General features: G+C 53.6%; 18 protein-coding genes. 5 read left to right on the plus strand and 13 right to left on the minus strand.

Translation table 11 applies throughout. The features are described from left to right. Positions 1-679: 679 nt before the first annotated feature. Together Enr10x_RS15260 and Enr10x_RS15265 are read left to right on the plus strand one after the other, a co-directional pair. Positions 680-1393: an ABC transporter ATP-binding protein gene (locus Enr10x_RS15260; protein ID WP_145450546.1), complete on the plus strand. Its 714-nt coding sequence runs from the start codon at positions 680-682 to the stop codon at positions 1391-1393. After that, positions 1390-2961 carry an ABC transporter permease gene (locus Enr10x_RS15265; RefSeq protein WP_145450547.1) on the plus strand — a complete coding sequence of 524 codons (1572 nt, stop codon included), beginning with the start codon at positions 1390-1392 and terminating at the stop codon, positions 2959-2961. Before Enr10x_RS15260 ends, Enr10x_RS15265 begins: the two co-directional genes overlap by 4 nt. 499 nt (positions 2962-3460) lie before the next feature. On the opposite strand, the gene Enr10x_RS15270 is transcribed toward Enr10x_RS15265, so the two are convergent. The 8 genes from Enr10x_RS15270 to Enr10x_RS15305 all read right to left on the minus strand — a co-directional run bounded on the left by Enr10x_RS15270 (position 3461) and on the right by Enr10x_RS15305 (position 10588). Then, on the minus strand, positions 3461-3901 hold the full coding sequence (locus Enr10x_RS15270) for a hypothetical protein (protein WP_145450548.1): 441 nt from the start codon (positions 3899-3901) through the stop codon (positions 3461-3463). 803 nt (positions 3902-4704) lie between these two features. After that, positions 4705-5784 carry a magnesium/cobalt transporter CorA gene (gene corA, locus Enr10x_RS15275; RefSeq protein WP_145452690.1) on the minus strand — a complete coding sequence of 360 codons (1080 nt, stop codon included), beginning with the start codon at positions 5782-5784 and terminating at the stop codon, positions 4705-4707. Positions 5785-5936: 152 nt separating this feature from the next. Next, complete coding sequence (locus tag Enr10x_RS15280; protein WP_145450549.1) at positions 5937-7496, minus strand: bifunctional GNAT family N-acetyltransferase/carbon-nitrogen hydrolase family protein; 1560 nt, start codon at positions 7494-7496, stop codon at positions 5937-5939. Positions 7497-7629: 133 nt separating this feature from the next. After that, the gene (locus Enr10x_RS15285; protein ID WP_145450550.1) at positions 7630-8067 is read right to left on the minus strand and encodes a hypothetical protein; all 438 of its coding nucleotides are present in this window, start codon (positions 8065-8067) and stop codon (positions 7630-7632) included. Positions 8068-8170: 103 nt separating this feature from the next. Continuing rightward, the gene (locus tag Enr10x_RS15290) at positions 8171-8629 is read right to left on the minus strand and encodes a hypothetical protein (RefSeq protein ID WP_145450551.1); all 459 of its coding nucleotides are present in this window, start codon (positions 8627-8629) and stop codon (positions 8171-8173) included. Positions 8630-8653: 24 nt separating this feature from the next. Beyond that, positions 8654-9094 carry a hypothetical protein gene (locus Enr10x_RS15295; RefSeq protein WP_145450552.1) on the minus strand — a complete coding sequence of 147 codons (441 nt, stop codon included), beginning with the start codon at positions 9092-9094 and terminating at the stop codon, positions 8654-8656. 20 nt (positions 9095-9114) lie between these two features. Then, a complete protein-coding gene (locus Enr10x_RS15300) occupies positions 9115-9567 on the minus strand; it encodes a hypothetical protein (RefSeq protein ID WP_145450553.1) in 453 nt (150 codons plus the stop codon). A gap of 46 nt (positions 9568-9613) precedes the next feature. After that, the gene (locus Enr10x_RS15305; RefSeq protein WP_145450554.1) at positions 9614-10588 is read right to left on the minus strand and encodes a hypothetical protein; all 975 of its coding nucleotides are present in this window, start codon (positions 10586-10588) and stop codon (positions 9614-9616) included. Positions 10589-11180: 592 nt separating this feature from the next. Between Enr10x_RS15305 and Enr10x_RS15310 the strand changes: the two genes are divergently transcribed. Further along, positions 11181-12119, plus strand: a complete 939-nt coding sequence (locus tag Enr10x_RS15310) for a DUF1559 domain-containing protein (RefSeq protein WP_145450555.1) — start codon at positions 11181-11183, stop codon at positions 12117-12119. Between the two features lie 92 nt (positions 12120-12211). Next, complete coding sequence (locus Enr10x_RS15315) at positions 12212-12739, plus strand: Ig-like domain-containing protein (protein ID WP_145450556.1); 528 nt, start codon at positions 12212-12214, stop codon at positions 12737-12739. A 59-nt stretch (positions 12740-12798) separates the two neighbouring features. Here the strand turns inward: Enr10x_RS15315 and Enr10x_RS15320 are convergent, their stop codons facing one another. Then, on the minus strand, positions 12799-13932 hold the full coding sequence (locus Enr10x_RS15320; RefSeq protein WP_145450557.1) for a succinylglutamate desuccinylase/aspartoacylase family protein: 1134 nt from the start codon (positions 13930-13932) through the stop codon (positions 12799-12801). A gap of 6 nt (positions 13933-13938) precedes the next feature. Further along, positions 13939-15189, minus strand: a complete 1251-nt coding sequence (locus tag Enr10x_RS15325; protein WP_145450558.1) for a RimK family alpha-L-glutamate ligase — start codon at positions 15187-15189, stop codon at positions 13939-13941. Between the two features lie 109 nt (positions 15190-15298). On the opposite strand from Enr10x_RS15325, the gene Enr10x_RS15330 reads away from it, so the two are divergent. Further along, positions 15299-16669, plus strand: coding sequence for an IS1380 family transposase (locus Enr10x_RS15330; protein ID WP_145104163.1), 1371 nt, complete (start codon positions 15299-15301; stop codon positions 16667-16669). A 267-nt stretch (positions 16670-16936) separates the two neighbouring features. Here the strand turns inward: Enr10x_RS15330 and Enr10x_RS15335 are convergent, their stop codons facing one another. The 3 genes from Enr10x_RS15335 to Enr10x_RS15345 form a co-directional block, all read right to left on the minus strand. Beyond that, complete coding sequence (locus Enr10x_RS15335) at positions 16937-17419, minus strand: ATP-dependent zinc protease family protein (RefSeq protein WP_197997220.1); 483 nt, start codon at positions 17417-17419, stop codon at positions 16937-16939. Positions 17420-17613: 194 nt separating this feature from the next. Next, a complete protein-coding gene (locus tag Enr10x_RS15340; protein WP_197997221.1) occupies positions 17614-17943 on the minus strand; it encodes a YqcC family protein in 330 nt (109 codons plus the stop codon). Positions 17944-18041: 98 nt separating this feature from the next. Next, positions 18042-18764, minus strand: a complete 723-nt coding sequence (locus Enr10x_RS15345; protein WP_197997222.1) for a PDZ domain-containing protein — start codon at positions 18762-18764, stop codon at positions 18042-18044. Positions 18765-19101: the final 337 nt, after the last annotated feature.

Consider the following 19101-nt stretch of genomic DNA (forward strand, 5'->3'; position numbering starts at 1 on the left):
CTTGTTATTTTCGCTACGCTCAAATAACAAGCACCACTCCGCCACACAGATAATTTACAGAAGAGATGTTACAGTAACAATTTCCTGAAAGCCCAACTATTTCAAATAGTAGCTGTGGTATGGGTAAGTTGAAAGAAACAGTGGGAAAAATACGAATTGTCATATTATGACTTCATATATTCTGTTGCGAACAAAAGCATCGAGCCCTATCCAAGAATATCATCAAGTTGGACTCTAGTAGAAGTTCAGGATGGTTAAACTATCATATAGAGATGTTTTTTTCGAAATGTTTCTCTAACCAGACTATCATTGGTTTTTGTAGGAATTATTCCCTTACTTGTACAAGTTTCCTGCTCGCTGCGCTCGGCCCGAATTACATTCGGGCCTACCCCGGTCTTGCTGCTATAGCTGGTGCAATTTCACTGTAGGCGAGGCTACATATCATTCTCACCTGAAATTGTTTGCGATACCCGGATCTTGCGGTAGGATAAGTGGAAATAGTATCTACGCGTTCAGATTTGGACATAATTATTCTTCCTGGCCTGAATAGAACAGACGAAACGGGAAGCCAGGGAGTGTCCTGTTTTATGAGCGAATGTCATTTCAACCAGATCTGATTCACTAGTGATTCGGTCCAGTACAGATCTACCAGCAATCCCAGTTGAATCCTTGAATACTTATGCCGCATGATGCCAGCGATATTCTTGTCGAACTTACCGATGTCTCGAAGGCATACGGTCAAACACAAGCCGCTGTGAACGCAGTCAGTAACGTTTCGTTTACTGTGCGTCGTGGCGAACGGGTGGCCCTGCTGGGAAAATCGGGATCGGGCAAATCGACATTGTTGAACATGATTGCCGGCCTGGATCGACCGACGGGCGGGCGGATTTGCGTAGCAGGATCGATACTGTCTGAGCTTTCTCCGGCCGCGATGGCCGACTATCGGCGGGAACGTGTGGGAATGATCTTTCAGGCCTTTAACCTCATCCCCTGGCGGACGGCATTACAGAATGTGGAATTGCCGATGGTGTTTGACCGCCGGGGAAAGGCGGAACGCATGGCGGCGGCCCAGGAGGCGTTAACGGCGGTCGGATTAGCCGAGCGGATGAGGCACCGGCCCAGCGAACTCTCGGGCGGCGAACAGCAGCGGGTCGCCATTGCGCGGGCTCTCATGAACAGGCCGGAACTGCTGCTGGCAGATGAACCAACGGGCAACCTCGATTCCTCGACCGCCGGGGAGATCCTGGAATCGCTCAGCCGATTCACGGAAAATTCCGAGACCGCGACGATTCTGGTCACGCACGACGAAGAACTGGCCTATCGTTTTGCGACACGCGTGCTGCATATGCTGGATGGCCGGCTGGACCACGATTCGGGAGCGGTCAGCGTATGAAATTCCATGACCTCGTCTCCATGTCGCTCCTGGCCATACGTCGGCAGAAAACCCGTACGGCTCTCTCGCTGATTGGAGTCGTGATCGGTTCGCTGATGCTGCTCTTTGCGCTTGCCTCGCGGAGCGGCGTTCAGGAGGCGGTCATGCGGGTCTTCAGTATGAGCAAACAATTACGTCAGATCCACGTCTCTCAGAACTGGAGCATTGACGAAGAAGAGATCCCGGAAGAGGAACTGAAAATTGAGGGCGACATAGACGAGGCGATGCGGGCGCGGATTCGCCAAATGCTCATCCGCCACTGGCAGTTCGAACATCGTACGAAGAGAATCGGGCTCACGCGTGAGCGGATTAACGAGATCGAAGCGTTCGCACATGTCGAAACGGTCCACCCGCAAATCTCCAGTTACGTTTCACTGATCCAGGGAGAGCAGGAGATGCAGGGAATGGGTGCGTCGGTCGCGGCCGACGATGAAGTCTTGCCTGAACGCATTCTGGTGGGCAAAGTATTTGAATCTGACAGTGAACCGGTGATTCTACTCAACGAGTTTGTCGCTTGGAAATGGGGATTTACCTCTCCCGCCCAGATGCGCGCGTTGATCGGTACCAAAGTCAGAATCGAACACCGCCAGGGAGCGGAAGGGGTGGCGTACTCTCTCTCGCATCGCAGTGGAGGCGATGTTGAGTTCAGCAAGGAAGAGTTAACGGCCTTAAACAGCGCGCTGGATCGCATTCCAAAACTGATCGGTGATTTGAATTTTTCTGAAGAGGAACGTGCCGCCTTGAAGAAAGCGTTTCAGCCAAAGCCCACTGATCCGTCCCGGTCTGTTGATTCGGTCGAACACATTATTGCCCAGGAATTTACTGTGGCCGGGATTTATCGCTGCCCTACCGAGAGTGAGTTGAACGAGGATGTGGGACTCGACAGCGCCAACGGCATGGCCGATTTCCTGCTGCCCATTAAAACAGCCACGCAATTTGCGCTGCGGGTTCCGCACATTGAAAAGGAAGGTTTTTATCAAGCGACTGTCCAGGTCGATCATGAGTCCAACCTCAAAGCCGTCTCGGAACAGATTCGCGAAATGGGCCTGCGTGAATATTCGCTGATCTCGATGGTCGAATTCATTCAGGAACAGGTGCGCCAGGTCACACTGATCGTCTCCCTGGTTGCGATTTTTGCGTTAATCATCTCCGCGGTGGGGATCGCCAATACAATGGTCATGAGCGTTGTCGAACGCACGCGGGAAATCGGCATCATGAAAGCGCTGGGCGCCCGCGAGGGGCAGATTCAGATGCTGTTTCTGATCGAAGGAGCACTGCTCGGGCTGATCGGGGGGCTCTGTGCGCTGGTGATCGGTTTGGTGATCAAGATACCGATTGAAATGATGACCATTTCGATTCTGGAGAACCAGTTCAACAAAACTTTCACGCAGGAACACGTCATCAATTTCCCGGTGTGGCTGCTGGCTGCCGTGCTGGTCTTCAGCATGTTCGTCACCACCCTGGCCACGATCCTGCCCGCGCGGAGAGCAGCACGCGTCGATCCGATCGCCGCCCTGCGTCACGACTAAGCAAGTTCGTACCCCGCCAGGCGGGCGAACCATGGATTCGCCCCTCCCCGCAAATAGCAGTTCGTAAGTCAATCCATGGGTGGTACCGGATGGAATCCGGTATTGCCGCAGGCAACAGGAGCTGACAGGGGAGACTCACGAATGGGCTTTCTCTTGTCTCACCTCCTGGTTGACGTGTGCGCAAAACAGGTTTTTATATGATGCAGTCAACACTGCCAGTTTCTTGCTCGCTGCGCTCGGCCCGAATTGCATTCGGGCCCACCCCGGTTTGGGAGTTTTTTCTCTGAAACCATTGGACGCGTAAGGGGAATTTGTGACTCGCCAGGCGGGCGAACACACAGGTTCGCCCCTACCCGCAGATTGCAGTTCGTGAGTCTGGTCTAAGTCCGCGCCGTCAGTGACACACGATGGCGCCTTTCCGCTCAGGTGAATCATCAGCAGCGGTGTCTGATTTTCAGCTCGCCTGGCAGGTGCCCTTCAGTATGATGTCCGCCTGGTTTCAGCTGTGCTGTTTGATCAGTTTCTCATAGTGGTGATCAAGTTCTTCATTAGACATGTTCTGAATTTCTTCGAGTGATTTGTTGAACTTCTTATTCTGGTGGAACTGGTTGGGGAGTTCGATGCCCATGATTTTGTCGATCCGCTCGCGGGCGCGGAGGCGTTCGTGCTGGGTCGAGTCCGGATTATCGAAGACAGAACGATAAAAGTAATAGGATTCGACTCGGTGCAGATCAACATCCTGTTCGACGAACTCCCGCATTTCGCGTCGGGCGCGGTTGACGTAGCGCGTGACGGAATGGCGGCTGAAACCGTACTCGGCAGCGATCGCGGTTTTAATTTCGGAGGTGTACCTGCCCAGACCGATCATTTTTTTGATCAGCCGGACAACGACAGTCTGTTCGTCTTTGGAGAGGTATTTACGAGGAGTGGATGTGGTCATGGGAACTCCTTTTTCGTAGGGGCTGGCCTGTGTGCCAGCCCGCCTGGTGAAATTCATAATTGAAAAGAAAACGAGGGAAGCTGTGACAACTTTCGGAACATCTACAAATAGAGTCTGTCGAAAGTGCGGGCGACCACACAGGGTCGCCCCTACGCGTGATTCTCGGTTCAGGCTGCATCCGGTTTTCCTGTTGTTATGGCTGGTTGATTCAAGCAGTGCCGGGCAAGCCAACAGTGACACAGATCTTGCAGAACGGCTCGCAGAGGTCAAGAGAATTTTGTGCTCTGAGTTGTCGGGAGTCTGCTGTGAATTATCTGTGAGAAGCAATTCATTTGCTCTGAGTTTGCTGCGAAATGATTTGAAATCTTACGGGACATCGGGAACCGGTTCTGTTTGCTCCAGTGAAAAACGGGAAAAATCGACGGCGATTCAGGTGCTATTGAGTCACTTGTTCGTCGTGTTCCAATGCACGCATCGTCCGCCTCGCGCGCGAAGCACATTTGCATAAAAATACGATTCGGAATCAGTGGATCAAGTCCAGACTGTTCAGGTTTGCGTGGGGAAAGTTCAGTGGGAGATTGCCACAGGGATGCAAAGAATGATTTGGTGGAACGGAGTCAGTGTGGAACCGTTCGAAATGTTTCCCTATCAGTTTCCTGCTCGCTCTGCTCGGCCCGAATTACATTTGGGCTCACCCTGGTCTGGGCAGGGTGTTCTAGATCCACTGGACGAGTGAGGGGTATTGTGAATCACCGGGCGGGCAAACACATGGGTCCGCGTCTACCGCAGAAGGGAGTTTCGTGTCAGAGCCATTTTTTCTTTTTGAAATAGATCAGCAGGACGGCCGGGATTGTTACGAATGCGAGCCAGAGCGTGGGATAGGCCCATTTCCATTTGAGCTCGGGCATGTATTCGAAATTCATGCCATAGATGCCGGCGATGAAGGTCAGCGGGATGAAGATCGACGCGAAAACCGTCAGGATTTTCATCACCTCATTCATTTTATTACTGATGCTGGAGACATAAATATCCAGCAGCCCGGCCAGCATATCGCGATAAGAGTCGACCGATTCGTTGATGCGGAGCACATGATCGTAGACGTCGCGGAAATAGATATCGACTTTCTCACTGAACAGCTGATGATCCGAGCGGAGGATGGCGGCGACCAGTTCGCGCTGGGGCGAAGTGGCCCGCCGGATGTCGATCAGTTCCCGCTTGAGTCGCTGAATGGTGGCCAAAGTTCCGGAATCGGGATCGTCGAGCAGTTCTTCTTCGATGGCGTCGACCCGCTCGTCCATCGTATCGAGCAGGACGAAGTTCTGATCGACGATCGTATCCAGAATGCCGTAGGTCAGGTAGTCGGTCCCCAGCGTACGGATGCGGCCGGAGCTGTTACGAATCCGCTGAATCAGGGGCAGAAACAGTTCGTCTTTCCGCTCCTTGAAGGTAAATACAAAATCGTTGAGCACCAGAATGCTGATCTGTTCGTAGTGGACCTCGAAATCTTCCGGATCGACAGACTCGTCCGCGACGGTCAGTCCTTTGAGAACGATGTAGAGGTAATCGTCATATTCTTCGAACTTGGGCCGCTGGTGCGTGTTGAGAATGTCTTCCAGAACCAGGGGGTGAATATCAAACAGTTTGCCGATCTGTTCGGTGATCTCGACATTCTTGAGTCCTTCCAGGCAGACCCAGGTAATCGAATCTTTTTCCCGGAACTTGAGCAGATCTTCGACCGTTTCGACCACCGGTTCTTCGAGATCGCCATGACAGTAATCGACGACCGAGATCCGGGTATCGTCTTCGTCAAAATCCCCCACATGGATCAGCGATCCCGGGGGCATCCCTACCTTTTTGGAGATTCCGCTATATGAATCCAGCATGACACTTTCCCGTTGCAGGCAGACTTTGCGTTCGTATTCCATGACAATTGCGAATTCTGGTTTCTTCTCGAGGACAGGATTTAATGAGCTCCCGAAATTTTAAAACATCCCAGCCGTTTCCGCGAGTTCAGAGGCAAAATTCCCGATGACTGCTAGACCTCAAATGACCGACCATCTTCCTGATAGACCACGCGATAGAGTTCCGTACGGCGATCGTGCCAGTTTTGTACGCTGCCCGATTCGCGGTGCCTTCTTAACTGTTCAAAGTCGAGATCATGGATGATGACGGTTTCGACATTCGGATTGCATTCTGCGGCGACGGCATCGCGGGCGAATTCGACATCGGCGGGGGTAAAGATGCCGGACTGTGCGTAATGAATATCCGCGTTTTCCACGAAAGGCAGGTTGCCCGTGCAACCTGAAATGGCGACATACAGATGATTTTCAATACAGCGTGCCTGAGCACAATGCCTGACGCGGAGATAACCATGGCGGGTATCGGTGTTAAACGGGACGAAGACGATCTGTGCCCCCTTCTGGGCTGCGATGCGGGTCAGTTCCGGGAATTCGATGTCGTAGCAGATCTGGATCGCGATCCTGCCACAATCGGTATCGAAGACCTCGACGCGGTCTCCCGGACTCACGCCCCACCATTTCCGCTCGCTGGGGGTGATATGAATTTTGTACTGCTTGCCGATCGAACCGTCTCTGCCAAAGAGATACGAGGTGTTATACAGCGTTCCATGCTCGACGACGAACTGGGAACCGCCAATCACGTTGACGTTGTACTTGACTGCCATCTCCGTGAAGAAGTCGAGGTACTGCGGCGTGAATTCCGCGAGTCGGCGGGCGGCCTGCCCGGGACGGGTCGGTTCCACGCAGGAGAGGAGTTGCGTGGTAAACAGTTCCGGGAAGAGGATGAAGTCGCATTTATAATCGGAGGCGGTATCGAGAAAGAATTCGCATTGCTGGGAGAATTCATCGAAGTTTTTCACCGAACGCATCTGGTACTGGACCACGCAAATCCGGATCTGTTCCACCGTGTTATGATATTTGCGTTTGGCACCAGGGTGATAATCGAGGTTGGTCCACTCCAGGTAAGTTGCGTAGCCGCAGGATTCGGTATCGGAGGGGAGGTAATTGGGAATCAGCCCCTGCACCGAGAAGCCGTTGGCCAGCTGGGCGGTGAGAACCTGGTCGTAGATTGCTTTATCGACGACCCGGTCGATGTACTCCCGTGCGGAGAAAGTTTTGGCATAGTTGTGATAGCCGGGGATCCGACCGGCGATGATGATCCGGGCCAGATTTTTGCTGCGGCAGAGTTCCTTGCGGGCATCGTAGAGTCGGCGGGAGAGTTTCATACCCCGGAACTCGGGATGAACCATGATCTCGATCCCGTAGAGGGTGTCCCCTTTCGGATCATGATTGCGGATAAAGCCGTCGTCGGCGACTGCTTTCCAGTTGTGCCATTCGAGGGCGGGGTCGAAATCGAGAATCAGACTCGACGAGGAAGCCGCCAGCCGTCCGTCAATTTCGACGCAGAGCTGTCCTTCCGGGAAGATTTTGAGCTGGCTCTCGATGTGTTCGCGTCCCCAGGTCTGCATGCCCGGAAAACACTGTTTTTCCATTTCCACCAGCTCATCGAAGTCGTCCATCGTCAACTGACGGACTTCGATTTTCCACTCAAACTGCTTCAGATCCAGGGGCTCCATGATGCATCCTTCTAAAACGACCCGGGTAACTTCCTACGGTTCTATTATCTTCACCAAAGGTGTTTTTGAACAGAGGCGATTTTGAATTATGTACGATCAGAGCGACAGAGATGAAATTAAAGGTAAACCCCTGCTACGCAGCACCGGAGTTCAGTTCGGAATCCTGCTGATCAAACAGCGACCGAAGTTCGGCGTCACGGAGCAGGATCAGCGACCAGATGCCCAGGATGGTTCCCACGGGGACCATGACACAGACCAGGGCTGCACCGATGACGCACCAGGTGAGATGTCGGGCCTGCAGGATCCAGACACCGGTCAACAGGCAGACCACGGGATAGGCCCAGAAGCAGAACTCCACGAGGGTGACCGTGGTCTGCATGATGGACTTGAACCGGGTCGAAGCTTTGGCAGCCTCTTGATGCTGAGGGGGGTGCTCGATGATCTGTTCCATCCCCTCATTCATGGCGGAAAACATGGGATTGATCGCCAGTACCAGGGTCAGTGCCAGCACGCCCCAGATGATCATCAGCTTTCCAGCCCTCTTCAGCCGTTTGACTTTTTGTTCGTTCAAAAGAACCTCTTCCTCTCTGTTTCCGGACTGATCCCTGCTGGAGGAATTATTGTCGGCGCCGCTGTTCTGTCAATGATCAGGCTGACACGGAAACGGAAATATTTTAATCGAGGAAGTCCGCCTCTCGAAGCTCAGACTGTTCCTGGAAAAGAAATTTTGTGTCCCGGTTACAGAGCACGAACAACGCCCAGCCGCCGATTACCGCGCCCAGGGGAAAGGCCCCCAGGCAAACCAGCGCTGCCCCCAGCACAGAGAGCGTATAAAACCGACGGTATAAGATCAAAGTTCCTACCAGGAGACAAAACAATGGATAAAACCAGGCCCAGATATACATCAGACGTAAGAGATAGTAGAAGACCACTTTGGTGAAATGTTCTGCGGAAATCCGATTGGCAAGATCACGCGGTGTATCAGGAGGAGATGTGACATCAGACTCAAAATCAAATCCCGACAGATGGGAGGCCACGAGTGGAAAGACCACCAGTGTAATTCCTCCCAGAACAATGATCAGCCAGGCGACCATTTTGAGTTGTTTGTATCTTTTTGCCGTTGGCGTCGACATATTCCGATCCCCTGTCTGCATTTCTCAGTCCAGAAAGTCGGCATCCCGAAGTTCTGTCCGTTCCTGGAAGAGCTGTTTTATTTCCCGGTTGCAGAGCAGGAACAGGGCCCAGCCGCCGAAGATGGTTCCCAGGGGAAAGACAATCATCGTCACAATCGCCCCCACGAGGCAGAATCGATGACCGAACCGTTTCAACATAAACGTGCCGGTCAGGAGGCTGATCACCGTAAAACTGATCGAGATGATCAGCATTCCCCGCAGCAGGCTTTGCTGTATCTCGAGTTGTTGTTTAAAGCCATCATACGGTTTCCCGTCAGGCGTTCGGATATCGGCTGTTGCGAGGGAGTTTTCGTTCATCCGCTCACCAATCCGACTCAAAAACACGAGGTTGAAGATCGACAGAATCCCGAGAATCAGAAACAGGGTGCCGACCAGATTGAGCTGGCTGGATTTGTTCGCAGGCATCAGAGAGTTTCCTCACACATTCAATCCAGGAAGTCGGCATCATCCAAAGACGTTCGCTCTGCGAACAAGGGCCTGGTGTGCTTATTGTACAGGGTCAGCAATGACCAGACTCCCAGGGCAGTGCCCAGGGGAAAGGAAGGACAGATGAGAGCAGAACCGATCACGCAGAAGGTGAAGTGCCTTCTTCGGCGGAGGTTGATGCCGGTCGCCAGCATGACAGCACCGATGATCAGCGAGACAACGCCGATCATGGCATAGACAATATAGATGAACGGTTGCATGTCCTGAATCATTCTCCGGGGATCGGGCCCATTAACCTGACGCGGAAAATGATTCGTGAACGCCTCGAACATCATAAAATGGATTGGAAGGAACAACACCGTGAGCAGACTGAAGCCCGCCATCACCATAAACAGGATCCCGATGACGTCGAGATGCTTCTCAATCTTTTCAGTTTCGGGGGACCTCTGCATGGTTGGGGAACTCCGGCAAACGGATGAACGCTGGGACCACTCGATCTTAGTGAACCAGTTCCCAGAGAGCAAATCCGATTGTGTAAGTGGGATTGAGAAAGTCAAACCAGGCGAGGCCTGGTTGTTGAGGCCGCCGAACTTCGACTGGCCCCCGTTCTGTCGTCTCGGGGTAGCGGGCCTCGACCGGCCATTCGACCGGTGCTTCCGGCAGATCATTCTGCCGTTTGTAGCCGATGAGGTCGGGTTCGTCCCATTCCTGTGGATCGAAATTGACTTCCGAAAAAATATAGACACTCGACTGATTGCCCCCGGGGTGAATCAGCTGGATGGCCTTCAGTCGCCAGGGCGACTTTTCCAGGTAGAGTTTAAACTCCTGATACATCGCAACCTGCCTAAGTTTTTTTGGTTTCCCCGCGATCCAGATATGAGTCTGATTCTCTTTAAGAACCTTGAAATAACTATTCCGAGTCAACTGATCAAGATATTTCTGATTGGGGTTTCCAGGCATCAATGGAAGGAGACTATCGACAGTCTTGAAAAAATCGCCAAAACCCAACAGAGTTGTTTTTTCAATCCCAGGAGGAAGTCTATAAAACTCAACTGTTTTTTCAGCCTCATCGATCCGCAGCAATCGATCTGTCAGCCAGTACCAGGCCTCAGGCTCAGCATACTCATACTTATAAGGTTCTCCCCGCTCACTCTGCTTAAGCCATTCTGCTTTTGGTCTTTTGGCAGGAGATCCGAACTTCCAGAAACCGCGTCGCGGCCCCAGGTAGCTGAATTCGCCTGCTGCGTGTTTCTGGGCCTTGAATACATCATCGTACCAGATGCGGAGAAATTTTCCCTGGACCGTGGTGCAGTTTTGATGGGCTTCGCTCCACTCCCGCAGGATTATGATAGCCCGGGTTTCGTCAGGGGAAGGAACCAGGGGTTTGACGGCTTCCAGGGGAAACGGGTCGGCCTGCAAGATGCCGACCAGACTGGTCAAGAGCAGCAGCGACAGCAGACAGCGGCAGATCATGTTTTCCTCCCTGAAACGAGTCACAAACCCGTGGCCTTGAAATTCCCTTCTCCACCGGCCAGTCGCTTTCCAGCAGGCGGGACGACCGGTCCGGAAACGATACCCGATCTCCTCGATCAGGTCAAAGACATCTGGAGAGGCGCAGACAGTGAAATCAGGGGGTGGCGGTGCATTTATTCCAGCCGTAACTGATTGTCCGATTTTAAATTGCGCATGACCCGATCTGTTCCGGCAGGCTGGTCCAAAAATTTTTAAAAATTTTTCGTTGCTTTTTATAGAATTGAGTGTTTAATGTCGCGTCAGCTTGAAAAAGCGCTCTCAACAGGCTTTCTGTCTGGTCCCTGTTCTCTGCTATTGGTCTCGCCTCTGCACTGTTGATTCCGGTTGCTGTTCAAACACAAATTTTGCGTTCTTATCGTGAGATTTACGAACTACTCAGCATCGTTTCGCGAGCCCCTAAGGGCAGGTCCTCCAGCCATTCTATCTGTCTCACGCCTGCTGCGTACGCGTTTTCTGACCTTCCGAAAACGGGATAAGAATTCAAGATTCTGGTTTTTCCATTTCTTTTTCTTATCGTACTTCGGAGATGAAAATGAGACTGCGTAACGTAAAACGGGGATTCACCCTGATCGAACTTCTGGTCGTGATTGCGATCATTGCCATTCTGATTGCCCTGCTGTTGCCGGCAGTCCAGCAGGCGCGCGAAGCGGCGCGCAGAAGTTCCTGCAAAAACAACCTGAAGCAGATTGGCCTGGCGCTGCACAACTACCACGAAACGCACCGGACCTTCCCGCAGATGCAGGTCGAAAGCGTCCGCACCGTTGCCGGGGATATCCCGACCGAAAGCTACCTGGGCTGGAGTGTCATGCTGCTGCCGTTCCTGGATCAGGTCAACCTGTATAACCAGATCAACATGAATGCTCCCTGGCGCACGGTTGCCGGCGTCGTACTGCAGCCGACCGTCATCAATACCGCGATCCCCACATTGAGCTGCCCCTCCGATCCGATGGATGGCATTAACACGAACATCAATTCATGGGGAAAATCCAACTATCCGGCTCTGTACTCCCCTTCCCGCTATCTGACGTCATCCACCACACAGGGATACACGGGGGCGTTTAACAACCATGCCGTCACCCGCATGCGGGATCTGACTGACGGTTCCAGCAATGTGATTATGGTCGGCGAACGAACCACAGAAGACCGTGGTTCAGGAGCGATCTGGATCGGTTCTTCTCCCCTGAACAGTTCCACTGCGGGCAACTATGGCGACTGGCCTTACCACACAGCCCTGGTCCGCAACTGGCAGGGTTCTTCGACGGCTCCGATTCCTTCGACGATCTATCTGATCAACGGCATCAACCAGACCGACGGCCTGAAATACGCCTGGAGCCTGAGCAGCTCGCACACAGGTGGCTGTCACTTCCTGCTGGGAGACGGCCGCGTCAAATTTATCAGCGAGAACATTGACGGCGAGACCCTGATCTACCTGGCTGCCATTAACGACAAAAACGTCATCGGAGAATTCTAATTCACGGTGTGTTGTCACAAACCTGTCCCGGTTTCAGTCTTCAGCTGAAACCGGGTTTTTCCATACTTTTCCATCACAGGAATCTCACTTTCATGAGCAATGAAACCCAACTGACTTTTCGGGCCTTAAAACCCGATCGTTACCCCTCGCTGTTATTGATGGCGATCCCCCTGTTTTGTCTGGGCTGTTCCGGAGGTGGGGATGAAATCAAACTGGCACCGGTTTCCGGCGTGGTGACCATGGACGGGAAACCACTGGCCAATGCCGTTGTCATTTTTTCTCCCGCGAAAGGAAATCCGTCTTCGGGCCGAACGGATGCCTCCGGAAATTATACGCTTCAGTACAAAGAGCGTCTGAAGGGGGCTGTCCCGGGAAACCACAGTATCTGCATCATCACTGTCCCGCCTGAGAATCCGAAGAAGACCAACGATTCCGAGGTCGCGGAAGTGCTCCCCATTGACACGTCTTTCAGCTCCGAAGGCGGTGTCCCTCGGACGAAACGCCCCAAGGATACCTTCAAGAAAGATCCGATTCCGGAGCGATACAACCGGAAATCCGAACTGAAAAAAGAGGTGTCTGAGGGCAAAAACAAGATCAATTTTGAACTGCAGTCAAAGTAGCACACCACAAGTTTCAGTACGTGAAACCAGCCTGGCACGGGCAGCTGTCAGTGCAGCAGTTACTCCGCAGCAGTCGCTTCACCGTTGCCTGCGGTATGCTGACGCAGCTGCTGTGCCTCTTCGCTGGGTTCCTCGACCACCAGGTTAGTCGAAAGCTCTTCGGCGACCTGCCCTTCCAGACTGTCCTCTTCCGAGCGGGAACGCCGGATCCGGGAGGGTCTGGTTTTGGGAGGCAGCTTACCGAGGTGGCAGACCGGCTCGCCGGGACTGATCGCGGGCAGCGTGGTCATGCCGATGACAACTGAATCGAAGGGGGCGTAGAGCATACTGCGTTCGCGGCCCAGCAGAGTCGTGTTCGTGGCGAGTGGCTGATCTTTTTTGACAATGTCGCCCGGTTTGACGTGAAACTTGAGGAAGCCTCCCCGCTCGGCACGGACCCAGTTGGTCTTATCGACGATAATCTGATACTCGGGACTTTCCGGTTCGCCGTCGAGCATCTCGAGGTTGCGAAGCACGTTCCTGACGCCCCGCACCGCTGATTCCACAATACCCGGCTCCACCTTCCAGACCTCGCCCCCTTCCATGATGATGGTCGGGCAACCGGCTGCGCAGGCTTCGCGACGGAAAGCCCCCTGGGGGCCCTTGCCATTGATGATGATCTCCGAGCCAAAAGCCTGGGCCAGGCGCTTGACTTCGCGGCTGGACATATCCCCCCGCACATTGGGGTAGTTGGTCCGCCGCACCGAAGCAGTGTGCAGATCGATGCCATAGTCACTGCGGGAGACAATTTCATCGAAGATGATGCGTGCCATCCGGCTGGCCAGGCTGCCATTCGCTGAACCGGGAAAGGAACGGTTCAAGTCGCGACGATCGGGCAGGTAACGGGAGTGCCGGTCAAAGGCGAGCAGATTGAGCACGGGGACAAAAATCACCGAGCCCCGCAGCAATTGAAGTTCCGTATCCTGGATCAGCTGGCGAACTGCACCGGTCCCATTAATCTCATCCCCGTGCAGCGCCGCGGTCACAAACACGACCGGGCCCTCTTTCTCTGCCCGCCGGATATGAATGGGGATCTTGACCGTCATACTGCTGTAGCTTTCGCTGACCGCCAGTTTGACGTCACGTGAAGTACCAGGGGGAATCGGGTCCCCGTTCCATTGATCAATGGGCTTACGCGGGCGGGTTTTCTTCATCTGGAGTCAGCCCTTTTCTGCACGAGCCGCTTCGCTCGCTTCATGGCCGGCATCCGAGAGCACCTCTTCAGCAACAGGCAGTTCGGGGAGATCCTGAACCTTCGGCCGGCGTTTGCGTCGGGTTTTAGCAGGAATCAGGTCACGCATGAAGTCGAGTTTCCCGAAACAGAGCAGTCGATCGTTGGCTTCCAGCACCCGATCCGAACGGGGGTTGGGAATCACAGTCGTCCCGCGGTACAGAGTCAGGACGTTGATATCCTTGTCCCGCAGTCCGGACGCACTGATTGTCTGGCCCACGTATTCGGAACCTTCGGGGATATAAATTTCGGTCACACCATAGCCACGACTGACGGTGAGCCGCTGCCGTAAATCGATTTCAGGGAAATCAACCTGAGCGGCAATGTAATCAATGACCGCTCCCGCGATATCCAGCTGGGTGCATTTCTCGATGCCTTCCAGACCGGGAGATGAGTTGATTTCCATGATCTGGGGACCTTCCTTACCTTCCAGCATATCGACACCGGCGACCCGCAGCCCCATGATCTGGGCCGCACGGACTGCCGTTTTGCAGTAGGTTTCGTCGAGGATGACCGGCTCGGTCAGCCCACCGCGGTGGACGTTACTACGGAACTCCTGCCCCTGGGCGACGCGTCGCATGGCAGCCACCACACGATCGCCGACCACAAATGCCCGGATGTCGCGACCTTTACTCTCAGCGACAAATTTCTGAATCAGCACATTCTGCTTCTGATTCTGCAACAGCTCGATGATGGCTTCGGCCGACTTGACGGATTCCGCCAGCAACACGCCAATTCCCTGGGTGCCTTCCAGCAGCTTGATCACGACCGGTGCTCCGCCGACTCGCTCGATGGCAGGCAATACGTCTTTTTTATCGCGGACGAACGTGGTCTGCGGGATACCAATCTGGTGGCGGCTGAGGATCTGCAGGCTGCGGAGCTTGTCCCGTGAATTCGTAATCCCTCCCGAGGAGTTGGCACAGAAGATATCCATCTGCTCGAACTGCCGGACGACAGCCGTACCGAAGTAAGTAATCGAGGCCCCGATCCGGGGGAGGACGGCGTCGTAATCGGAAATGGATTTCTGTCGAAAAAACAGATCAGGCTCCGCCTGTTTCAGATCAATGGCGAATTTGAGTGTGTCGAGAACCTTGACTTTAAAACCGCGGTGTTCGGCAGCTTCGCGCAGCCGCCGCGTACTGTAACATCTCGGGCTGCACGACAGGATTGCCAGTTTCATAAACCCGCATTTCCCAGATGACTTCCTACACTTTGGCACGTAATTTGCGCCACACCCCTACAAAACAAGGTTATTCTGCCAATTCATGCCATGCTGACAGGGGAACTTGATGGGTGACAGCCAAAACCAGGATTTACGGGTCAGTTTTGACAGCCGATTGAAGCTGAAGTTCTGCGGCAGTCAGGTCACCACCGATGCGGGACTACTGGCCTATCGGGAACTGGATGCAGCGCTCGGTCTGACGGAAATGGGCGGAGATGTGCTGAGCGATTCACGCCCGGGCCGCAACAAGCAGCACCAACTCGTGCCGCTGTTGCGTCAGTCGATCTACAGCCGACTGGCAGGCTACGAAGATGTCAATGACGCTGAGCGCTTGTGTGTGGACCCGGTGCTACGCCACGTGGTTGGCGGAAGGGCGAGTCAGCCGGATAAACAAGCGGCGTCAAGCAGCGAGGTGGGCCGTTTCGAGACGCAGATACTCAGCACGCAGCGCAATCTCACGGCACTGATGAAGCTCTCCGGACGCTGGATCAACAACCTCCACCGGCGGCGACCGCTCAAAGAACTCATCCTGGATCTGGACAGCTCGGTCAGTGAGACCTACGGCCGGCAACAGGGCGCGGCCTACAACGGCCACTTTGCATGCCTCTGTTACCATCCGCTGTTTCTGTTCAACCAGCATGGTGATCTGGAGTACGCGATGCTGCGGCGTGGCAACAAGGCCAGCGCGAAATACTGGCGGAAGGTGCTACTGCCGGTGATCGAACGGTATCGGCATTTGGACATTCCGAAGTTCTTCCGCGGCGATGCGGCGTTCGCCATTCCAGCGCTGTATCGTGTGCTGGAGAAAGCAGACTATCGTTACGCCATTCGCCTCAAAGCCAACGCCGTATTGGAGCGGGAAATCTCGCATTTGCTCACCCGTCCGGTCGGACGGCCTTCCCACAAGCCCAAGGTCTGTTATCACAGCTTCCAATATCAAGCAAAATCATGGCAGCGATCGCGTCGCGTGGTGGCCAAAGTTGAGTGGCACGCAGGCGAACTGTTCCCGCGTGTTGGATTCATCGTGACCAACTTGAACCAGCACTCGAAGAACGTCGTGAAGTTCTACAACGGTCGGGGCACCGCCGAGCAGTGGATCAAGGAAGGCAAGAACGCCGTCAGATGGACGAAGCTCTCCTGCCGGACGTTCAAAGACAACCAAGCTCGGTTGCAACTGTTCGCCTTAGCTTATAACCTCGGCAATTTCCTGCGGCGGCTGGCCTTGCCCAAGCCTATACAGAACTGGTCGCTGACGACGCTGCGGGAGAAGCTGGTCAAGGTTGGGGCCAAGGTAACCCGGCATGCCAAGTACGTATTCTTTCAACTGGCCGAAGTGGCTGTGCCACGGAGATTGTTCGCCGCAATTCTTGATCGGATTGCACGACTGGCAATTCCGCCGCCGGTCACGCATGACGTGAAGCGGAAGTATATCAAATAGCGAAAAACGGGGTTCCTCACAGAGAAAGTCTGCGCAGAAACCGTGTTGACTACTGAAAAATGATTCGCTCGGGCAGCAATTTCCGGATCTCAACAACAGAGGCACAACAAAAGTGGCGAAAAATCACTTTGTTTTAGACACGGGGGACCGCAGTGGTTACAATCAAAGAAAGTCCATGCCTGGAGTGGTTTCAGGCTGATCCATATGGGAAATCTCGGATAAATTATCCTTTTCTAACCGGAGCCTGCAACAAGTTCAGGCTGCTGCTCAGGTTCTTTTGGCTCGAGGAGGCTTGCCGCCGTAGTAAGATTTTCCCGCATCGACAAAAAATCGCTGGCGAAATGCTTCACGGCCGAGCAGCATCCGGAAGCCCATTTCGTCCCGATTTGCGAGAGTCAGTTCAACCGGCCAGCTGACGCCGAGAAGCTCGATATTTGTCACAATGACGGGTCGCATTGAAGCTTTACCGCTGGAACTGCGAACAGAACGATATTCAAAGATGCGGGCTTCCGCTTCAACGACTTCATGAGTCCGGCGCTGGACGGGGTGCACTTTAAAGCGAATCCATTCCTCACTTTCCCGCTCAAACCGGTGGAGATCATAGGCATGCAGGGAGGAGGAACGCGCTCCCGTATCGACTTTCGCCTTGATCGTGTCGATTCCCAGACCCGGAAGACTGATCCACTCGCGCCAACCGATGACCGTCAGATCGGATTTACGTTTTTTGTCACGCTGCAGTGTTTTCCTCACGTGGCTGCATGGCCTCCTTTGCGCTATTCTAGAGATCGATACTAAGCTTATTTTACAAGACTTGAGTTACGATCGCCAGTAATGGTGCTGGAAATCACTGATTTCCAGCAGCGATTTGTACTTTCGTCCTGAAAATGCTGGACAAAGCAGCGCAGGAGCAACTGGCATCAGGCCGCAGAGTTTCTCTGATATCGCTATTCGTTCTCAATAAGCCGATCGAACTCATGCAACAGTTTTAACAGCGTCTGCGCCTCAGGCACATAACTGTGGTAGTCATATTGTCGCAGTGCCATCAGCCCGACCTGGCTCCGTTCCGGGTACGTCCCCTTCCCGGCTGCTTCCCGTGCGTGAGGCAGGAACACACATTGCAGCCAGAGTTCGAACGAAGGCGCTTCCAGAAAATTGGCCGGCTCCGTCATCTCCGGTGTTTCGGACCAGAATCCAATTCGTTTCAGTTCCGCTTCGATCTCATCCAGTTTCGCGAGTACAAGTGCGTCTTTGTCAGTCGCCTGTTTACTTACCATGAGTCTGCCTGTGGGTATGAAAATGTGATGCCCTGCATAAAAACAGGCGACGCCCGAGTTGAGCATCGCCTGGAAATCTCTTCAAAATCTGTTGTTTTTTACTTATCAGAGAGGCTGCCTTCGAAGTCCATCGGAATGGAGTCCGCTGTAGGAGCGTATTCGTAAGGAGCCGAGTACTGATACTGCATCGGTGCTTTCGGATTGGCGAGATATTCATCGTCATTGCCGAAGTTTGCTGCACTAGGAAAGCGGGGAGTGAAAGTCCGCGGAGGATTTCCCCCTGCCGGTGCATTGATCCGCTCGGCCCAGCCCAGGGTGACACCCACTTTGCTGACAGCTCCCTGTTCGCCTACTTTGATGACGCTCAGAGTGACATTCTGTCCCGGCTGTGCTTTGGCCAGCAGAGAATTCAACTGACGCACTGAAGCCAGACGATGTTTGCCGAAGGCAAGGATAATATCGTATTTCATCAGGCCTGCATTGTCGGCAGGTGAACCCGGAGCAACGTGCATAATCACGACGCCGTATCCCGGATTGCCATCCAGAGTCGTCCCTACGCCGGTCCACCAGTCAGGAGCGCCGTTGGTTAAATGGGCGGCCAGAGGACCGGAAGCGTCGGTCGCGACAACTCCCAGGGTGGCTTTGTAATATTTCGAATAATGCTGATTCAACCGCGCCTTGTGGGCTTCGCTCATCAGAGCAGCATACTTCTGGCGGGGAGACAGATTGGGATCAATACTCTTGGGAGCAGCTTTGGGCGCTGGTTCCTGCGCCTGTGATTCGTAGTTCACGATCAAAAAGAGTGTGAGAAGACAAAGCAAGCCCTTGCTCGTTATAGACTTCTGCAGATTCATCTTGGTAACCCTTTATCTCAAAATATGTACGAGACACATGATATGTGATTGCTGAGCTTCTCGAATGGAGGGCAATCAAACAATCGCCGCACTCAACGTATTTACCCTATCCTAGCTTACGCATATACCTTGTCAAACACGGATTCAGAAATATGGTGATTATTGGCAACACTCAATTATTCACACGTCCACCAACCGAAATCCCCTTCGAATCCGAACCTGGTTCTGGAAGAGGGCCTGCTGAGCGGTTAAGCTGAGGAAGTGCCAGGTCCCCAGGGTCCTCACACTGCATGGAACAACTTCA

This window comes from Gimesia panareensis (assembly GCF_007748155.1).
Taxonomy (GTDB): Bacteria; Planctomycetota; Planctomycetia; order Planctomycetales; family Planctomycetaceae; genus Gimesia; species Gimesia panareensis.

Bases quoted from the DNA above. Each gene is read 5' to 3' on its own strand.
- Enr10x_RS15330 (WP_145104163.1), top strand. From the start codon at position 15,299: ATGGGTGACAGCCAAAACCAGGATTTACGGGTCAGTTTTGACAGCCGA.
- Enr10x_RS15325 (WP_145450558.1), bottom strand. From the start codon at position 15,189: ATGAAACTGGCAATCCTGTCGTGCAGCCCGAGATGTTACAGTACGCGG.
- Enr10x_RS15305 (WP_145450554.1), bottom strand. From the start codon at position 10,588: ATGATCTGCCGCTGTCTGCTGTCGCTGCTGCTCTTGACCAGTCTGGTC.
- corA (WP_145452690.1), bottom strand. From the start codon at position 5,784: ATGCTGGATTCATATAGCGGAATCTCCAAAAAGGTAGGGATGCCCCCG.
- Enr10x_RS15315 (WP_145450556.1), top strand. From the start codon at position 12,212: ATGAGCAATGAAACCCAACTGACTTTTCGGGCCTTAAAACCCGATCGT.
- Enr10x_RS15290 (WP_145450551.1), bottom strand. From the start codon at position 8,629: ATGTCGACGCCAACGGCAAAAAGATACAAACAACTCAAAATGGTCGCC.
- Enr10x_RS15280 (WP_145450549.1), bottom strand. From the start codon at position 7,496: ATGGAGCCCCTGGATCTGAAGCAGTTTGAGTGGAAAATCGAAGTCCGT.
- Enr10x_RS15320 (WP_145450557.1), bottom strand. From the start codon at position 13,932: ATGAAGAAAACCCGCCCGCGTAAGCCCATTGATCAATGGAACGGGGAC.
- Enr10x_RS15295 (WP_145450552.1), bottom strand. From the start codon at position 9,094: ATGCCTGCGAACAAATCCAGCCAGCTCAATCTGGTCGGCACCCTGTTT.
- Enr10x_RS15260 (WP_145450546.1), top strand. From the start codon at position 680: ATGCCGCATGATGCCAGCGATATTCTTGTCGAACTTACCGATGTCTCG.
- Enr10x_RS15340 (WP_197997221.1), bottom strand. From the start codon at position 17,943: ATGGTAAGTAAACAGGCGACTGACAAAGACGCACTTGTACTCGCGAAA.
- Enr10x_RS15270 (WP_145450548.1), bottom strand. From the start codon at position 3,901: ATGACCACATCCACTCCTCGTAAATACCTCTCCAAAGACGAACAGACT.
- Enr10x_RS15265 (WP_145450547.1), top strand. From the start codon at position 1,390: ATGAAATTCCATGACCTCGTCTCCATGTCGCTCCTGGCCATACGTCGG.
- Enr10x_RS15300 (WP_145450553.1), bottom strand. From the start codon at position 9,567: ATGCAGAGGTCCCCCGAAACTGAAAAGATTGAGAAGCATCTCGACGTC.
- Enr10x_RS15310 (WP_145450555.1), top strand. From the start codon at position 11,181: ATGAGACTGCGTAACGTAAAACGGGGATTCACCCTGATCGAACTTCTG.